This window comes from Salinicola peritrichatus, from assembly GCF_003206715.1.
Classification (GTDB): domain Bacteria; phylum Pseudomonadota; class Gammaproteobacteria; order Pseudomonadales; family Halomonadaceae; genus Salinicola; species Salinicola peritrichatus.
The window spans coordinates 52,655-69,113 of the sequence record NZ_PZJU01000031.1; the positions used below are offsets into that span (position 1 = coordinate 52,655).

General features: G+C 61.9%; 14 protein-coding genes. 12 read left to right on the forward strand and 2 right to left on the reverse strand.

Going from position 1 to position 16,459, the window contains the following annotated elements; translation table 11 throughout:
• Window positions 1–181: 181 nt before the first annotated feature.
• The 12 genes from fdhA (at window position 182) to DOM57_RS12830 (ending at window position 12,655) form a co-directional block, all read left to right on the forward strand.
• Window positions 182–1,399: a formaldehyde dehydrogenase, glutathione-independent gene (gene fdhA, locus DOM57_RS12775; RefSeq protein WP_110649585.1), complete on the forward strand. Its 1,218-nt coding sequence runs from the start codon at window positions 182–184 to the stop codon at window positions 1,397–1,399.
• 143 nt (window positions 1,400–1,542) lie between these two features.
• Complete coding sequence (locus DOM57_RS12780; RefSeq protein WP_110649586.1) at window positions 1,543–2,109, forward strand: DNA-3-methyladenine glycosylase I; 567 nt, start codon at window positions 1,543–1,545, stop codon at window positions 2,107–2,109.
• Window positions 2,110–2,445: 336 nt separating this feature from the next.
• The gene (locus DOM57_RS12785) at window positions 2,446–3,696 is read left to right on the forward strand and encodes a sarcosine oxidase subunit beta family protein (RefSeq protein ID WP_110649587.1); all 1,251 of its coding nucleotides are present in this window, start codon (window positions 2,446–2,448) and stop codon (window positions 3,694–3,696) included.
• Between the two features lie 153 nt (window positions 3,697–3,849).
• Window positions 3,850–4,185: a sarcosine oxidase subunit delta gene (locus tag DOM57_RS12790; RefSeq protein WP_110649588.1), complete on the forward strand. Its 336-nt coding sequence runs from the start codon at window positions 3,850–3,852 to the stop codon at window positions 4,183–4,185.
• Window positions 4,182–7,262: a sarcosine oxidase subunit alpha family protein gene (locus DOM57_RS12795; protein WP_110649589.1), complete on the forward strand. Its 3,081-nt coding sequence runs from the start codon at window positions 4,182–4,184 to the stop codon at window positions 7,260–7,262. Before DOM57_RS12790 ends, DOM57_RS12795 begins: the two co-directional genes overlap by 4 nt.
• A gap of 13 nt (window positions 7,263–7,275) precedes the next feature.
• Window positions 7,276–7,950: a sarcosine oxidase subunit gamma gene (locus DOM57_RS12800; protein WP_110649590.1), complete on the forward strand. Its 675-nt coding sequence runs from the start codon at window positions 7,276–7,278 to the stop codon at window positions 7,948–7,950.
• Window positions 7,947–8,813 (forward strand): formyltetrahydrofolate deformylase, encoded by an 867-nt coding sequence (purU, locus tag DOM57_RS12805; protein WP_110649591.1) that lies wholly within the window; start codon window positions 7,947–7,949, stop codon window positions 8,811–8,813. The genes DOM57_RS12800 and purU overlap by 4 nt, the downstream gene beginning before the upstream one ends.
• 277 nt (window positions 8,814–9,090) lie before the next feature.
• Complete coding sequence (locus tag DOM57_RS12810) at window positions 9,091–9,381, forward strand: hypothetical protein (protein ID WP_110649592.1); 291 nt, start codon at window positions 9,091–9,093, stop codon at window positions 9,379–9,381.
• 390 nt (window positions 9,382–9,771) lie between these two features.
• Window positions 9,772–10,761: a TerC family protein gene (locus DOM57_RS12815; protein WP_110649593.1), complete on the forward strand. Its 990-nt coding sequence runs from the start codon at window positions 9,772–9,774 to the stop codon at window positions 10,759–10,761.
• Window positions 10,762–11,031: 270 nt separating this feature from the next.
• Window positions 11,032–11,697: an alpha/beta hydrolase gene (locus DOM57_RS12820; protein WP_110649594.1), complete on the forward strand. Its 666-nt coding sequence runs from the start codon at window positions 11,032–11,034 to the stop codon at window positions 11,695–11,697.
• Between the two features lie 26 nt (window positions 11,698–11,723).
• Window positions 11,724–12,344, forward strand: a complete 621-nt coding sequence (locus tag DOM57_RS12825; protein ID WP_239496214.1) for a DUF938 domain-containing protein — start codon at window positions 11,724–11,726, stop codon at window positions 12,342–12,344.
• A gap of 71 nt (window positions 12,345–12,415) precedes the next feature.
• Window positions 12,416–12,655, forward strand: a complete 240-nt coding sequence (locus tag DOM57_RS12830) for a hypothetical protein (protein WP_110649596.1) — start codon at window positions 12,416–12,418, stop codon at window positions 12,653–12,655.
• A 76-nt stretch (window positions 12,656–12,731) separates the two neighbouring features.
• Here DOM57_RS12830 and DOM57_RS12835 read toward each other — a convergent pair whose 3' ends face one another.
• Together DOM57_RS12835 and DOM57_RS12840 are read right to left on the reverse strand one after the other, a co-directional pair.
• Complete coding sequence (locus DOM57_RS12835) at window positions 12,732–14,147, reverse strand: PhoH family protein (protein WP_110649597.1); 1,416 nt, start codon at window positions 14,145–14,147, stop codon at window positions 12,732–12,734.
• A gap of 406 nt (window positions 14,148–14,553) precedes the next feature.
• Entirely contained in the window at window positions 14,554–15,846 is a 1,293-nt protein-coding gene (locus DOM57_RS12840; RefSeq protein ID WP_338056477.1) for a peptidoglycan DD-metalloendopeptidase family protein, read from the reverse strand.
• Between the last annotated feature and the right edge of the window lie 613 nt (window positions 15,847–16,459).

The following is a 16,459-nucleotide window of genomic DNA, read 5'->3' on the forward strand; positions in this document are numbered from 1 at the left end:
GGAGCAGTGGCTTCGACTATTGGATGCCGGCGCTGTCGTCGTCGCGTCACCCGATGGCGCAACGAGAAAGTCTCCAGGCGGCCTGCGCTCTTACGCTGACTGCGGCATGCCTTCCCGGACGAATTCCGCGACTCGAACGGGCACTGGGAGGGCATTTCGTCCAGCTACAGGAGCTCACGCCATGTCATCTCCCGCCAATCGCGGCGTCGTCTTTCGCGGCGCCGGCAAGGTCGCCGTCGAAAGCATTCCGTTCCCCGAACTGGCACTCGGCAATCGCCAGTGCCAGCACGGGGTCATCCTCAAGATCCTCACTACCAACATCTGCGGCAGCGACCAGCACATGGTGCGTGGCCGGACCACCGCGCCGGAAGGGCTGGTGCTGGGCCACGAGATTACCGGCGAAGTGATCGAGTGCGGCCGCGATGTCGAGTTCATCAAGGTCGGCGATATCGTTTCGGTGCCGTTCAACGTCGCCTGCGGGCGTTGCCGCAACTGCCGTCGTGGCGATACCCACATTTGCTTGCATGTCAATGAGAGCCGTCCCGGCGGCGCCTACGGCTACGTCGACATGGGCGGCTGGGTTGGCGGGCAGGCCGAGTACGTCATGGTGCCATATGCCGATTTCCAATTGCTGGTATTTCCGGACAAAGCGCAGGCGCTGGAGAAAATCCTCGACCTGACGATGCTTTCCGACATCTTTCCGACGGGATTTCACGGCTGCGTCACTGCCGGCGTTCAGCCGGGGTCGACGGTCTACATCGCCGGCGCGGGGCCGGTGGGGCTGGCGGCTGCCGTTTCGGCTCAGCTATTGGGGGCGGCCTGCGTGATCGTCGGCGACATGAACGACAAGCGCCTCGAACAGGCGCGCAGCTTCGGCTGCGAGGGGCTCGATCTCAAGCAGGACGCCAGCATGCCGGAGCTGATCGAATCGGTACTCGGCGTGCCGGAAGTCGATTGCGCGGTGGATGCGGTGGGCTTCGAGGCCAATTGCCACGGCCACAACCACACCCACGAGCAGCCGGCGACCGTACTCAACGCCGCCATGGAGATCACCCAGGCCGGCGGTCGTGTGGGTATCCCCGGGCTCTACGTGACCGAGGATCCGGGCGCGGCGAGCGACGAGGCGAAGCACGGCAATCTGTCGATGAAATTCGGCCTCGGCTGGGCCAAGGCGATGTCGTTCCACACCGGGCAGACTCCGGCGATGCGCTATCAGCGCCAACTGATGCAGGCGATCCTGCATGACAGGGTGCAGATCGGCAAAGCGGTTAACGTCCAGACCATCTCGCTGGACGACGCCCCGCAGGGCTACGCCGATTTCGATGGCGGCGCGGCGAAGAAATTCGTTATCGACCCGCACGGGACGCTGGGCTCGGCTTCGCCGAGAGCTGTAAGTTAGGAGCTTTAAGCTGTAAGAAGAACCACCAGCGATAAAAGCCAATGGTGGGCCGGGAGTGCTTGCAGGTACTCCCAGCCTCTTCATGTTTGGCAGCGCAAACGAATGTCGGCACAATCGGGCTTTCCCGTTCTCGCGAGCCGACCATGAGCGAACCGATCCGCTGCCTTTGGGCCCAAAGCCATCCGCTGAACGCCGAATATCACGACGAGGAGTGGGGCGTTCCCGAGTACGACAGCCGGGCACTGTGGGAGAAACTGATCCTGGATGGCTTCCAGGCCGGGCTTTCATGGCTGACCATCCTCAAGAAGCGCGACGCCTTCCGCGAGGCCTTCGAGGGCTTCGATCCGGAGCGCGTCGCCCAATTCGATGAAAGCGATGTCGAACGCCTGATGGGCAATGCCGGTATCATCCGCTCCCGCGCCAAGATCGAGGCGGCCATCGGCAACGCCCGTGCCTACCTTGCCATGCGCGACAACGGCGAGGATTTCTCCGAGTTCCTGTGGGGCATGGTCGGCGGCAGGCCGATCCAGAACGCCGGCCCCGTTCCCACCCAGACGCCGCTCTCCGTGGAAATCTCCAAGGCGCTCAAGCAGCGCGGCTTCAAGTTCGTCGGCCCGGTGATCGTCTACGCCTGGATGCAGGCCGTGGGCATGGTCAACGACCACGCCGAGGATTGTCATCGGCGGTTGCCGGTAGCGGCGATGAGATAATCGTCTACGAGCTACGAGCTACGAGCTACGAGCTACGAGCTACGAGCTATGAGGAGTGCCCCGCAGTGCCTTCGCGGGGGCCGTCCTCGATTATCATCCTCTTCGCTTGTCTGCACGAAACCCGAATTGAGGCGCTCCGGGGATGTCCCATGTTCCGTGCACGAGACGTTCCCGTTGTCGCAAATCACACAGTCATGTCGCAAACGCGCCTGAGCGTGACGCCGCCGAACATCATGTTCCCCAGGGTGGGCGATACCATCGCGGAAAATCACCGTTTCGCCGGCTGGTGGCCGTCGTTCGCGGTTGGCTGCAGCGAGAGACGCAAGAGAGGGGCACATGCAACGTTATTCCGGTTTCAGTCTGGTCAAACACGCGCTCAGCCATCATGAGAACTGGCAGCGCCATTGGCGCAATCCGACGCCCAAGAAAGAGTATGACGTAATCATCGTCGGTGGCGGCGGCCATGGTCTGGCGACGGCCTATTATCTGGCCAAGGAGCATGACATCACCAACGTCGCGGTGATCGAAAAAGGCTGGCTGGGGGGCGGCAATACGGCGCGCAACACCACCATCGTACGTTCCAACTATCTGTGGGACGAGGCGGCGGCGCTTTACGAACACGCGATGAAGTTGTGGGAAGGGCTGTCCCAGGATCTCAACTACAACGTGATGTTCTCCCAGCGTGGCGTGCTCAATCTCGGCCATACGCTGCAGGACATGCGCGACATTCAGCGACGGGTGAACGCCAACCGCCTCAATGGCATCGATGGCGAGGTCGTCACGCCGCAGCAGATCAAGGAGATCGAACCGGCGCTGGATACTTCCGAGCGGGCGCGTTATCCGATTCTCGGCGCTTCCTGGCAGCCGCGCGGCGGCGTGGCCCGTCACGATGCCGTGGCGTGGGGTTTTGCGCGCGGCGCCGATGCGCTGGGCGTCGATCTGCTGCAGCAGACCGAAGTGACCGGCTTCAAGATTCTCGATGGCAAGGTCGTCGGCGTGCACACCAATCGCGGCGACATCGGCGCCAAGACGGTAGGCTGCGTGGCCGCCGGCAACTCCGGCGTGCTCGCCGGGATGGCCGGTTTCAAGTTGCCGCTCGAGTCGCACCCATTGCAGGCGCTGGTCTCGGAGCCGCTCAAGCCCATTCTCAATACCGTCACCATGTCCAACCAGGTGCATGGTTACATCAGCCAGTCCGACAAGGGCGATCTGGTCATCGGCGCCGGCATCGACGGCTACCTGGGTTACGGCCAGCGCGGCAGCTACCCGACCATCGAGCATACCCTGCAGGCGATCGTCGAGATGTTCCCGATATTCTCCCGCGTGCGCATGAATCGTCAGTGGGGCGGCATCGTCGATACCACGCCGGACGCCTGCCCGATCATTTCCAGGACACCGGTACGCGGGCTCTATTTCAACTGTGGCTGGGGTACCGGCGGCTTCAAGGCGACGCCAGGCTCGGGCAACGTCTTCGCCTGGACCTTGGCGCACGGCCAGGCGCATCCGCTGGCCGCACCGTTCTCGATCGATCGCTTCAGGACGGGGGCGTTGATCGATGAACACGGCGCCGCTGGCGTGGCTCACTGAGCTACGAGCTACGAGCTACGAGCTACGAGCTACGAGCGATGCCGGAAGCCGGCACGACCGAGTTAAGAACCTATCTCTGCCATGGAACACCATCGGCCCGGCTATGGAACAACCGGACTAGCCGCAAGCATGGCCACGAGGGAGAACAACCACATGTTTCATATCTATTGCCCTTACTGCGCCGAGTATCGCGAGGAGGAGGAGTTTCACCCCAGGGGACAGGCGCATATCGCGCGGCCGGCGGACCCGGAAGCGACTTCCGACGATGCCTGGGGCGACTATCTGTTCTTCCGCGACAATCCGCGTGGCGTGCATCACGAGCTGTGGGTACATGCCGTGGGGTGTCGCAAGTTCTTCAACATTACCCGCGATACGCGCAGCTACGCGATTCTCGAGACCTACCGCATGGGTGAACGACCGACAGTGACCGCCAATGGCCCCGAAGCCGTGCCTTCCGCTACCGCCACCCTGACAGGAGCACTGGCATGAGTGCGTCGTCCCAAACCTTTCGCCTGGCTCCGAAAGCAGGGCTCGGCGGCGAGATCGATCGTGACAAGCCGTTGCGCTTCACCTTCAACGGCAAGTCCTACCAGGGCTATGCCGGCGATACGCTGGCCTCGGCGCTGCTGGCCAACGGGGTCGACGTGGTCAACCGCAGCTTCAAGTATTCGCGTCCGCGCGGCGTGGTGGCCGCCGGCGCCGAGGAGCCCAACGCCATCGTCCAGCTGGGGGCGAGCGAGGCGGCCCAGGTGCCCAACGTGCGGGCGACCCAGCAGGCGCTCTACGAGGGGCTGAGCGCGCGCGGCACCAATGGCTGGCCGGATGCCCAGCGCGACATGATGAGTCTGGTCGGCAAGTTCGGCGGTCCGTTCATGCCGGTGGGCTTCTACTACAAGACCTTCAAGGCGCCGGCCTCGCTGTGGATGACCTACGAAAAGTACATTCGCAAGGCGGCCGGGCTCGGGCGCGCACCGGGCGAGAGCGACCCGGACATCTACGATCACATGAACCGCCATTGCGAGGTACTGGTGGTCGGCGCCGGGCCGGCGGGCCTGATGGCGGCGTTGACGGCGGCGGCCGGCGGCGTGCGGGTGATCCTGTGCGACGAGCAGGAGACCTTCGGCGGTTCGCTGCGCGACCGTGACGAGACCATCGATGGCCTGCCCGCGCCCGAATGGGCCAGACAGACCATCGAGCGGCTGGCGGCGATGGCCAACGTCACGCTGCTGCCGCGGACCACGGCCAACGGTTACCACGATCACAATTTCGTCACCCTGCATGAACGGCGCACCGAGCACCTGGGCGATACGGCGCCGATGGTCGATGGCCGTCGTCGGTCGCGTTCGCGCCTGCATCGCGTGCGTGCTCGCCACGTGGTGCTGGCGAGCGGTGCCCACGAACGCCCATTGGTCTATGCCGGCAACGATGTGCCGGGCAACCTGCTGGCCGGCGCGGTGTCGAGCTACATTCGCCGTTACGCGGTGATGCCGGGGCGGCGGCTGGTACTGTCGGTCACTAACGACCACGCTTACCGAGCGGCGCTGGATTGGCAGGCCGCCGGCGGCGAAGTGGTGGCGATCGCCGACGCGCGGGCGAATCCGGATGGCGAGCTGGTCGAGCGGGCGCGCGCCGCCGGGATCCGTGTCATCGCCGGCAGCGCGGTGATCGAGGCGACCAGCGATCGCAAGGGGCATCGTGTCAATGGCGCACGGGTCGCCGCCATCGACATCGAAGGCTTTCGCCTGAGTGGCGAGGCCGAGGTTCTCGCCTGCGACACCATCGCCAGTTCCGGCGGCTACAGCCCGGTGGCCCATCTGGCGGCGCATACCGGTATCCGGCCGGTATGGCGCGACGATATCCTCGGTTTCGTGCCGGGGCAGGCGGTCGATCCGGTCAAGGGCTTCAGCGTCGTCGGCGGCGCGGCGGGCGTCTACGCATTGCCGGCGCTGCTCGAAGGGGCGGCGGTGAAAGTGACCCAGGCACTCGCAGCCGATGGCATCCATGTCGATGCCAGCGAGCCGCCGGCGGTGGAGTCGATTCGCGAGGGTGAAGCGATCGGGCTCTACCACGTGCCCCACGACAAGCCGACCATGCGCGCGCCCAAGCAGTTCGTCGATTTGCAGAACGATGTCACCGCGGCGGCCATCGAACTGGCGACGATCGAGGGATTCGAGTCGATCGAGCACGTCAAGCGCTACACTGCGATGGGGTTCGGCACCGACCAGGGCAAGCTCGGTAACATCAACGGCATGGCGATTGCCGCACGCTGTCTTGGCCAGACCATCCCCGAAACCGGTACCACGGTGTTCCGGCCCAACTATACGCCGGTCAACTTCGGCGCCATCGTCGGGCGTCACTGCAAGGAACTGTTCGAGCCGGAACGCTACACCGCCATGCATCAGTGGCATGTGGCGCATGGGGCCAAGTTTGAGGATGTCGGTCAGTGGAAGCGGCCCTGGTACTATCCGCAGCGTGTCAACGGCAAGCTGGAGTCGATGCATGAGGCCGTAGCGCGGGAGTGCCTGGCGGTACGTGAGAAGGTCGGGGTGCTCGATGCCTCGACGCTCGGCAAGATCGATATCCAGGGGCCGGACGCGCGTGAATTCCTCGGTCGCATCTATACCAACGGTTGGGAAAAGCTGGCGGTGGGCAAGGCGCGTTATGGCCTGATGTGCAAGGACGACGGCATGGTGATGGACGACGGCGTCACCACGTGTCTCGGCGACAACCACTTCCTGATGACCACGACCACCGGGGGCGCGGCGGCGATCCTCGAATGGCTGGAGATCTGGCATCAGACCGAATGGCCGGAGCTGGAGGTCTACTTCACCTCGGTGACCGATCACTGGGCGACGATGACACTGACCGGCCCGGAGGCGCGCAACCTGCTCGCCGAACTGACCGATGTCGATCTGGACCGCGACAGCTTCAAGTTCATGGAGTGGCGCGAGGGCGTCGTCGCCGGCGTGCCGGCGCGGATCTATCGCATCTCGTTCACCGGCGAGCTGTCGTTCGAGATCAACGTCCAGGCCAACTACGCCATGCAGGTGTGGGAGTCGCTCTTCGCCCACGGCAACAAGTACGGGCTGACACCCTACGGCACCGAGACGATGCACGTGTTGCGTGCCGAGAAAGGCTTCATCATCGTCGGCCAGGATACCGACGGCTCGATGACGCCGGAGGATCTCGGGATGCACTGGTGCGTGGGCTACAAAAAACCCTATTCCTGGATCGGCAAGCGGGCGCTGACGCGTTCCGACACCCGCCGCGAGGATCGCAAGCAACTGGTCGGGCTCAAACCGCTGGAGGCCGATGTGGTACTCGAGGAGGGGGCGCAGATCGTGTTCGACCCCAAGCAGGCCATTCCGATGCGCATGGTCGGCCACGTCACTTCCAGCTATTACAGCCCGACGCTGGAACGCGGTTTCGCGCTGGCGGTGGTCAAGGGCGGCCACAAGCGCCTCGGCGAACGGGTCTACCTGCCGATGGCCGATGGCAAGACGCACGCCGCCGAGATCGTCAGCCCGATCTTCTATGATCCCCAAGGCTCACGCCAGAATGTTTGAGGAGAGCGTCAGCATGTCTAAAGTCGTCCAGTTCGATCCGCACCCCGCGCAGGCGGCGGCGACCCAATCGCCGCTGCATCATGTCGCGGCGAAGCCCGCCGTTGGCGAAACCGGCGTCACGCTGACCGAGCGCGCCTTTCTCGATCATCTGATCGTCCGCGGCGAGCCCGGCGTACTGGCCGGCGCCGTCGAAGCCGTGCTCGGCCTGGAACTGCCGACCCAGCCTCAGCGGCTGGCGAGGAACGAAACCGGCTCGCTGCAGTGGCTGTCGCCGGACGAGTGGCTGCTGATCGTGGCCGGCGGGGAAGGTTTCCGTCTGCAGCGGGAGTTGCGCGAGGCACTGGGAGAGGCCCATTTCAGTATCGTCGATGTCGGCGGTGGCCAGACGCTGCTCGAATTGAGCGGTAAACATGCCGTCGAGGTGCTGATGAAGTCCACCGTCTACGATGTCGACCCCCGCCATTTTCCGGTCGGCAAGGGGGTGACCAGTGTCTTCGCCAAGGCGACGGCGGTAATTCGGCGCGTCGATGAATCGCGCTGGGAACTGGTGGTGCGGCGCAGTTTTGCCGACTACTGCCTGCGTTGGCTGCTCGATGCCGGCGAGGAGTATGGCATTGCCCATCAGCCGACCCAACCGGCCGTGGCTTCGCACCGTCAAACCGTGACGGATACGGAGACGGTGTCGTGAGCGGGGCGCACGACGCCTGGATCTTGGCGGCCCAGTGCCCCAGCCGCCTGGGCACGGTCGATGTGGTGACACGCTTTCTCAAGGAGCAGGCTTGCTACATCACCGAACTGCACTCCTTCGACGACTACCGGGGTGGCCGATTCTTCATCCGTGCGGCCTTCCGGCCGGAGGCCGCCGGTTTCTCCGAGGCCGAGTTCCGTGAACGGTTCGCGCCCAGGGCGGCCGATTACGACATGACGTTCGAGCTGACCGAACCCGGATATCGGTTGCCGGTGGTGATCATGGTTTCCAGGACGGATCACTGCTTGAACGATCTGCTCTATCGCTACCGTACCGGACAACTGGCGATCGACGTCCGTGCGGTGATCTCCAATCACCCGGATCTGGAGCCGTTGGCGCGCTGGCACGAGTTGCCGTACCACTACCTGCCGATCAGCGCCCAGACCAAGCTACAGCAGGAAGCCGAGGTCCGGCGCGTCGTCGAGGAAAGTGGCGCCGAACTGGTGATTCTGGCGCGCTACATGCAGGTCCTTTCGCCGGAGCTCAGCCATCATTTCGCCGGGCGGGCGATCAATATCCACCACTCATTACTGCCGGGGTTCAAGGGCGCGAAGCCTTACCATCAGGCCTACGAGAAGGGCGTCAAACTGGTCGGCGCCACGGCACACTACATCAATGACGATCTCGACGAAGGTCCGATCATCGCCCAGGGCGTCGAGGCGGTCGACCACACGCACTATCCCGAGGAACTGGTGGCGCGGGGGCGCGACATCGAGTGCCTGACGCTGGCGCGGGCGGTGCGCTATCACCTGGAGAAGCGGGTGTTTCTACACGCCGGACGCACGGTCGTGCTGACAGGTTAATATTCGCTGGTTAAGGGGGTTGCGGTGAGACGCGGTGACTTCTAATCCTTAGATACCATCCGAAAAGTGGCTGCGCTCACCCATACGGCGTTAAAAATCGGCTCAAGATACTCATTTACTGCGTGTAAACTCCGTCCTTTTGCTGATTTTTGCCTTGTCTGGCTATCGCTCGCCGACTTTTCAGACGGCATCTCGGTAACCGGCGGCGGAGGCCTTCGGCGCTGCCGCTGGCAGTGGTTTTGTCCTTGGATTCGAACCACCAGCAAGGAGTCATGCCATGCGTTTTTCTCAGTTCGCTTCTCTCATTGCCATTGCGCTGCTTTCTACCGGCGCCATGGCGCAGTCGGATAGCGACACCAGCCAAAGCGCCAAAGGCCACGATCCCGACATGCAGGCGGATACGATCGAAGGCGAGGGCGAGGGAGCCTCGGCGCAATACGAAATGAGTAATGAAGACGGCCAGACCAGCGACGATGTCGATGATGGCGATCCATCATCGATCTCGGCCGAAGATCGGCAGGACAAAGAGGAAACGATACGGCACGAAAACGCCGACGAGGAGCATTGAGGAAACGTTGCATAAATGTCTGCGCAGGCGAATCGCTGCGTTGCGCGCTGCTGGAGCGCCAGCCCGGTCAAAAATCCTCACCTATACCCCATAGGCTCCGGTTTTTGCGCTGCGTGCGCCTTGCGCTTCATCCTGCTCGCCGATTTATTCAGCATTTCCTTGACACGGCCGTGCCGGTAGGGCTTGTGTCGCCGCCGGCTTCAAGACACAATGCGGCCAGCACGGAAGGGGAGTATCCCGCGCGCAGGGTTTCGAATCCTCCGCGACGATAGCGTCGTCAGCACGGACCAGATGTCCCGGCGTTATCGGTTGCTCTGTCAGCCACATACTGGCAATCAGAGCGACGGGAGAGACTTTCGGTGACGTTCACCGTCAACCGGAGGTTCCTCTATGCACGTACCCGTCTGGGTCTGGCTGGCCACTGTTGCCGGCATCATTGCGCTGTTCGTCTTCGATTTCTACGCTCACGTTCGCAAACCGCATGAACCGACGTTCAGAGAGGCGGCATGGTGGTCGGTGTTTTTCATCGCCATTGCCATCGTCTTCGGTGGCGGCCTGTGGTGGGTCTGGGGGGCGCAGCACGGCGCCGAGTACTTCGCCGGCTTCATTACCGAGAAGAGTCTCTCGGTCGACAACCTCTTCGTGTTCCTGATCATCATGTCGAAGTTCGCGGTACCGGGCGCCTACCAGCAGAAGGCGCTGCTGATCGGTATCGTGATCGCGCTGATCATGCGCGGCATATTCATTGCCGTCGGGGCGGCGGCCATCGCCCAGTTCAGCTGGGTTTTCTACCTGTTCGGTCTGTTCCTGCTCTATACCGCGGTGCAGCTAATGCGCGAGGGAATGGGCGGCCATGACGCGAACGAAGAGTACGAGCCCAACGCGATCGTACGCTGGATCCAGCAGCGCCTGCCGGCCACCGATGAGTATGACAGTGACCGCCTGCTGACGATCGACAACGGCAAACGCCTGGTGACACCGCTGTTCATGGTAGTGGTGGCGCTCGGCATGACCGATCTGCTGTTCGCCCTCGACTCCATCCCGGCGATCTACGGACTGACCAAGGAGCCCTACATCGTTTTCACCACCAACGCCTTCGCGTTGCTGGGCCTGCTTCAGCTCTATTTTCTGATCGGTGGCCTGTTGTCTCGCCTGGTCTATCTGGGTATCGGGCTGTCGCTGATCCTGGCTTTCATCGGCGTCAAGTTGATTATCGAGGCGATGCACACCAACAGTCTGCCGTTCATCAACGGCGGCGAGCCGTTGCATCTGGTGCCGGAGATTCCGATCTGGCTATCGATGACGATCATCATTGGAACGCTGGTGGTCACGACCGTGGCCAGTCTGATAAAGAGCCGTAATCTGCGGCAGCAGTCCTAAGAGCCTGTTCACAATCTGCTGTGCGTCGGCCAAACGTTGTTGAAAACGACTTCGGAATACTCATTTACCCCTATGTAAACTCCGTTTCCTCAGTCGTTTTCGCCTAGTTTGAACCTAGCTCGCGAGATCGTGAACAGGCTCTAACCGGCGGCGTCTTGCCGAGTGACTGCCGTGTTGTCCGGTTTCGCAGGCGGCTGGCGATCCGCATCGGACAGGTGCTGGTAGACTGTTGTCCTCGCGTTTCTCGTTTCGACTCCACGGAGGGCAAGTATGGCAGTAACCCAGGAATTGATTATCGAACCCACCGGTGGCCGCCAGGCCGATGCCTGCGTGATTCTCATGCACGGTCTAGGGGCCGATGGTCACGATTTCGAACCGCTGATTCCGGCATTGGGATTGCCGGATTCGCTGGCGGTGCGCTTCGTATTGCCGCACGCGCCCCAGCTGCCGGTCACCATCAATGGCGGGATGGTCATGCCGGCCTGGTACGACATTCTGGAAATGAATCTGGGCCGCCGGGTCGATGTCGAGCAACTACGCGCCTCCGCGCAGCGCATTCACGCCTTGATCGACGACCAGATCGACTCGGGCATCGACAGCCGACGTGTCGTCATTGCCGGGTTTTCCCAGGGCGGGGCCGTGGCCTACGAGACAGCGCTGTCCTATCCGCGCCCGCTGGCGGGCCTGCTGGCGCTATCGACCTATTTCGCCACTGCCGATAGCATCGAACTCGCCAGCGCCAATCGTCAGCTGCCGATCGAAGTGCATCACGGTACCGCCGATCCGGTGGTGCCGGAGTCCCTGGGCCGTGAAGGGGCCGAACGAGCCGAGGCGTTGGGCTATCCGGTCACTTATCGGACCTACGAGATGGGACACAGCTTGTGTCCTGAACAAGCGAGCGATATCGCTTCCTGGCTTGTCGCCAGGCTCGGGTAACCCGGAGGCGCCGAGCGATGGATAGTATGGACGATCTTGCTGAGGACGGCCCCGGCCGCCGTCTTTTCAGTCCCGCGGCACAACGCAACCGCCAGCCGATCCTGGAAATCCTGCGACCTCTCCTCCCCGAGAGGGGGCGGGTACTCGAGATCGCCAGCGGCAGCGGTGAGCACGGGGTGCACTTCGCGGCGGCGTTGCCGTCGCTACATTGGCAGCCATCGGATACGAGTGACGAGGCGCTGGCATCGATCGCCGCCTGGCGCGAAACGGCGAAGCTCGCCAACCTGGACGCGCCACTGCGGCTCGATGTCACCCAGCCGTGGCCGAAAGTCGACGATCTCGTCGCCGTGGTCTGCATCAACATGCTGCATATCTCGCCCTGGGCTGCCAGCGAGGCACTGTTCTCCGGCGCAGCCCGAGCGCTACCCGAGGACGGCGTGCTGGTCGTCTACGGTCCTTTCCGTCGCCATGGCGGTCATACGGCACCGAGCAATGCGCGTTTCGACGAAGACCTGCGCGGGCGCAATCCTCGCTGGGGCATCCGCGAGCTCGAGGCCGTCGACGCCCTGGCAGCCGAGCACGGACTGGCACTCGAAGCGGTGCATGAGATGCCAGCCAACAACCTGTGCCTCGTCTGGCGACGTTGAGGCAGCTGCGGCGCACTCGACTACGCTGCTCTTTAAGAACCTTTTATTCTCGGCCGAAAAGGAGTGACGCCGTGTCGGACTTTTCCACTGAATTCCGCATGCCCAAGGGTTGCCCTAATTGTGGCAGCCACATGATGAAGGTATCGCAGGCCAAGAGCCCCGACGATCAGGTCTTCTGCACCTCCTGCAATACCGAAGTGTGCTCCTGGGAGGAGGCCGAGCGTATTCTCGACGAGACGCCACGCAGCGAGGCGGAGCAGTTGATCGAGGATGTCATGAACAACAAAAAGCCCCCCGAAGAGGACTATTGAAGCTCGATGCGGTGCATTTCGAACGCGACACGCCCCGACTTGATCGGGGCGTGTCGCGTTGTGGCTGAGGAAAACGTTACAGCAGTTCTTCGGCAGCCAGTGCCAGTCTCGAGCGCTCCACGCTCTTCAGCGTGATATGCCCGGCATGCGGCCAGTTGCGGAAACGCTCGACCACGGCCGCCATGCCGCAGGTGTTGGCGGTCAGATAGGGCGTATCGATCTGGCCGACATTGCCGAGACAGACGATCTTGGTATTGCGACCGGCGCGGGTAATCAGCGATTTGAGCTGCTTCGGGGTGAAGTTCTGTGCCTCGTCGATGATCAGGAAGGTATCGTTCAATGTCCTGCCGCGCATGAAGGTCGGCGAACGAATCTGCACCCGCGAGCCGATCAACTGGCGCGTGGCGCCATCGTTCCAGCTGGACGACCCCTCCCGTTCATCGCGCAACAGGTTGTCCATGTTGTCATGGAAAGCGCCCATCCAGGGCGACATCTTCTCCTCCTCGGTGCCGGGCAGAAAGCCGATGTCCTCGCCCATCGGGATCGGCGCCCGGGTGAACACGATGCGTTCGAACTGCTTGCTGTCCAGAGTCTGTTGGAAAGCCGCGGCCAGTGTCATGAAGGTCTTGCCGGTGCCGGCACTGCCGGCGATGGTCAGGATGTCGATGGTGGGATCGATCAACAGGTTGAGTGCGAAGTTCTGGCGGCTGTCGTGAGCGTGCACGCCCCAGACCCCGTCATGGTGACGATAGTTGGTCAGCAACTGGAGCGTGGCCTTGCTCGGCCCATGACTGCGTACGATCGCCTCGAATTCCGCCCCGTTGTCGCTGTCCGACACCAGCATGCCCACGTGCCAGTCGTCGGGAATGTGACCCTCCAGGTGGTAGAAGGTGCAACCGTCGGTGCGTTCGACCATCACTTCGACATCGAGCGATTCCCACAGGCTGCGACCGTCGCGGCCGGCATCGGCATAGACCTTGGCGCCTTCGATCATGGCATCGAGATCGCCGAAGGCACGGTCGTTGAGATAATCCTCGACCGGCACCTTCAACGCCGCTGCCTTGACCCGCAGATTGATGTCCTTGGTGACCAGGATCACCGAGGCATCGTGACGCTCGTCACGCAGGCGGCAGGTCTCCGCCAGGATGCGATTGTCCGGCGAGTTCTCCAGTGTCTCGAGCGGAGTCAGATCCTGATAGCAGAGGAAGCGCAGGCGTCCGGTCGGACCACCCGCGAGACGGGGAATGGGAATGCCTTGTTGAATCTCTTCGGGGGTGACGTTGGCGGTGAGGTCGGAGAGAGTGCGACTTACCTGCCTGGCGGTTCGCGCAATCTCGCGCATGCCGTTTTTGTGTTTATCGAGCTCCTCGAGCACCGTCATGGGAATGACGACATCGTGCTCTTCGAATTGGTAGAGGGCTGTGGGATCGTGGATCAGGACGTTGGTGTCCAGCACGTAGAGCCTGTTCGCTTTCTTGTCGATTCGCACCATCGGCAAAAGCACTCCTATGAGATCAAGGCTTCTCGACCCTGACAGAGTGCCATGACAGATCGATGTCGGAGATCGATGTCGGGCGGGTCCACTCCGTCAGCGCCACTATCGTGTCGCACGCAAGGACTGGGTTGGCGCTACCTCCCTGACGGATGGAGTCGATATCAGAATGAGCCGATGCGAAGAAAAGGTCCAGTATTCGGCCGAGATTGACGTTGAAGATGCTTCGGCGATCTCAACGCACAATTACGAATCGTTGGCCGGTGTCGCATGGTTCAAAAATCGTCGGGAGCGGATCTTTGACGTCGTACGATGATGGCCGAAGGCGGCCGCCAGGAGTGGCGGGCACAAAAAAGCCTCGCCGAAGCGAGGCTTTTCAGAGCAGGGCGCGTCTTGAGGAAGAGACTTAGATGCTGTCGTCGCTACTCTTTTGCTTGTCGACATCGACGCGGGCGATCGCGGGTTCGTTGTCGCCGTGCTGATCGAGCTTGGCGAGCAGATCCTCGGACTCGCGTTTGAAGGTGGCCAATGCCTCGCCGGTCAGGCTCTGCGCTTCCGGCAATGCCACGCGCATGGCGTCGACCTGATGATTGTTGACCAGAATCTCATAATGCAAGTGAGGGCCGGTGGTGCGCCCGGTGTTGCCGGACAACGCAATCTCCTGCCCCATCTTGACCCGCTGTCCCGGTTTGACCAATGCCTTGCTCAGATGCAGGTAGCGGGTCACATAGCCGTTGTCGTGGCGAATCACGATGTACTTGCCCGCCAGCGGATGGTTGACCACGCGCTCGACGATTCCGTCGGCTGGCGCGTCGACCGGTGTACCGGTGCGCATGGCGAAGTCGGTTCCCTTGTGCGGCGCTATACGACCGGTCACCGGGTGATGGCGACGCAGGTTGAACGGCGAACTGATGCGGTAGTGGCCCTCGAACGGATAGCGATTGAACGCCGGGTCGAGGCTGTTGCCGTCGGGCGTATAGAAACGATCGTCTGCGCTATTGCGCAGCACGGTCAAATCCATGCGCTGGCCCTCGTACTGAGCGGCCAGGATACGCGAGTCCATCGGCTTGCCGTCGATCATGTCGGACTCGACCAGAACCTGGAATTGATCGCCGGCACGAGCGTCACGACGAAAGTCCAGCTTCTTGGAAAGGATGTGCGTGAGTTCCGAAACTTCCGAGCTCGACAGGCCGGTCGATTGAGCGGAAAGCGCAAACGAACCGCTGACGGTACCGCTGAACATTCGTTGCGTGGCTTCGGTGGCTTTTTCGATCGGGGAATAGGCGAATTCCGCGGTTTCGTCGCTGCGCTCGATCAGATAGCCGTCGCGCGGATTCTTCATCACCCGCAGGGCCAGCAACTGGCCATTTTCATCGAGCTTGTAATCGAAACTACGCCCGACGCGCCAACGAGTCAGTACCTTCTTGTCGGGCACCGTATCGAGAATCTGCATCACATCCCGGTAGCCGAGCCCCAGAGTGCGCTCCGCCGTCAGTGCGAAGGAATCACCGCTCTGGATGGTATAGCTTTGCCATTTTGGGACGTACTTTTCGTCGGAAGCGATCTCGTCGCCAAGCTCGGTATCGCCACTTGGATCCAGACTATTGTCGAAGGACCAGTCCTCGTAGGAAGTGCCACCGACATTGTCATTGCTGTCGCTGTCGGCGGCGATGTCCTGGTCGACTTCGGGCAAATGCATTGCCAATTTCAATACATCTGATCGTATGACGGAACTTTCTGCCGGAGCCGCAACATGACTCTGAATGGCGGACGGTATTTCGTCGTCGGCTTCTGCCCGGGGAATGATATGACTGACATCCACGACCTCGAGCGGCTTCAATTGCGCCAAGGGGATGTCGTCGGTTGAATCTTGGGAAGAGGAAGGTTTTCCCGCAGCACTGTTTTCGGAAGCCGAACTGATGATCGACTGAGAAAGTGTTGACGTCGCAGCGACAGGAAGCTGATTTTGCGGGTTCTCGGACGCGTCGAAAACGCCAATGATCTTTTGCGTACCCAGCACGGTGACCATCGTGGCGACCGGTAGCAATAATAGCTTATGCGTGCGGGGCAGCGAATGGAAAATTCGCAACATGAAGATGAAGGCCCAAATAAATAAAGATGACAAGTCAACATAAAGGCTCGGGAACCTTACCCCAAGCCAGCATTAATTGCCTAGTCTGTAATTGTATACAGTGCCTGATTCCGCATATCCCTGGCATTTTCTAGCGCCGGCTGGGATTCAGGAAAAGTTTCGTAACCTGAATGTGTTTCCAGCCGTAACACAATGATGCAATGACTGAGGTGGTCCCCGA

Coding starts and splice junctions, on each gene's coding strand:
- fdhA (WP_110649585.1), top strand. CDS start 182: ATGTCATCTCCCGCCAATCGCGGCGTCGTCTTTCGCGGCGCCGGCAAG.
- DOM57_RS12780 (WP_110649586.1), top strand. CDS start 1,543: ATGAGCGAACCGATCCGCTGCCTTTGGGCCCAAAGCCATCCGCTGAAC.
- DOM57_RS12785 (WP_110649587.1), top strand. CDS start 2,446: ATGCAACGTTATTCCGGTTTCAGTCTGGTCAAACACGCGCTCAGCCAT.
- DOM57_RS12790 (WP_110649588.1), top strand. CDS start 3,850: ATGTTTCATATCTATTGCCCTTACTGCGCCGAGTATCGCGAGGAGGAG.
- DOM57_RS12795 (WP_110649589.1), top strand. CDS start 4,182: ATGAGTGCGTCGTCCCAAACCTTTCGCCTGGCTCCGAAAGCAGGGCTC.
- DOM57_RS12800 (WP_110649590.1), top strand. CDS start 7,276: ATGTCTAAAGTCGTCCAGTTCGATCCGCACCCCGCGCAGGCGGCGGCG.
- DOM57_RS12810 (WP_110649592.1), top strand. CDS start 9,091: ATGCGTTTTTCTCAGTTCGCTTCTCTCATTGCCATTGCGCTGCTTTCT.
- DOM57_RS12815 (WP_110649593.1), top strand. CDS start 9,772: ATGCACGTACCCGTCTGGGTCTGGCTGGCCACTGTTGCCGGCATCATT.
- DOM57_RS12820 (WP_110649594.1), top strand. CDS start 11,032: ATGGCAGTAACCCAGGAATTGATTATCGAACCCACCGGTGGCCGCCAG.
- DOM57_RS12825 (WP_239496214.1), top strand. CDS start 11,724: ATGGACGATCTTGCTGAGGACGGCCCCGGCCGCCGTCTTTTCAGTCCC.
- DOM57_RS12835 (WP_110649597.1), bottom strand. CDS start 14,147: ATGGTGCGAATCGACAAGAAAGCGAACAGGCTCTACGTGCTGGACACC.
- DOM57_RS12840 (WP_338056477.1), bottom strand. CDS start 15,846: ATGCATTTGCCCGAAGTCGACCAGGACATCGCCGCCGACAGCGACAGC.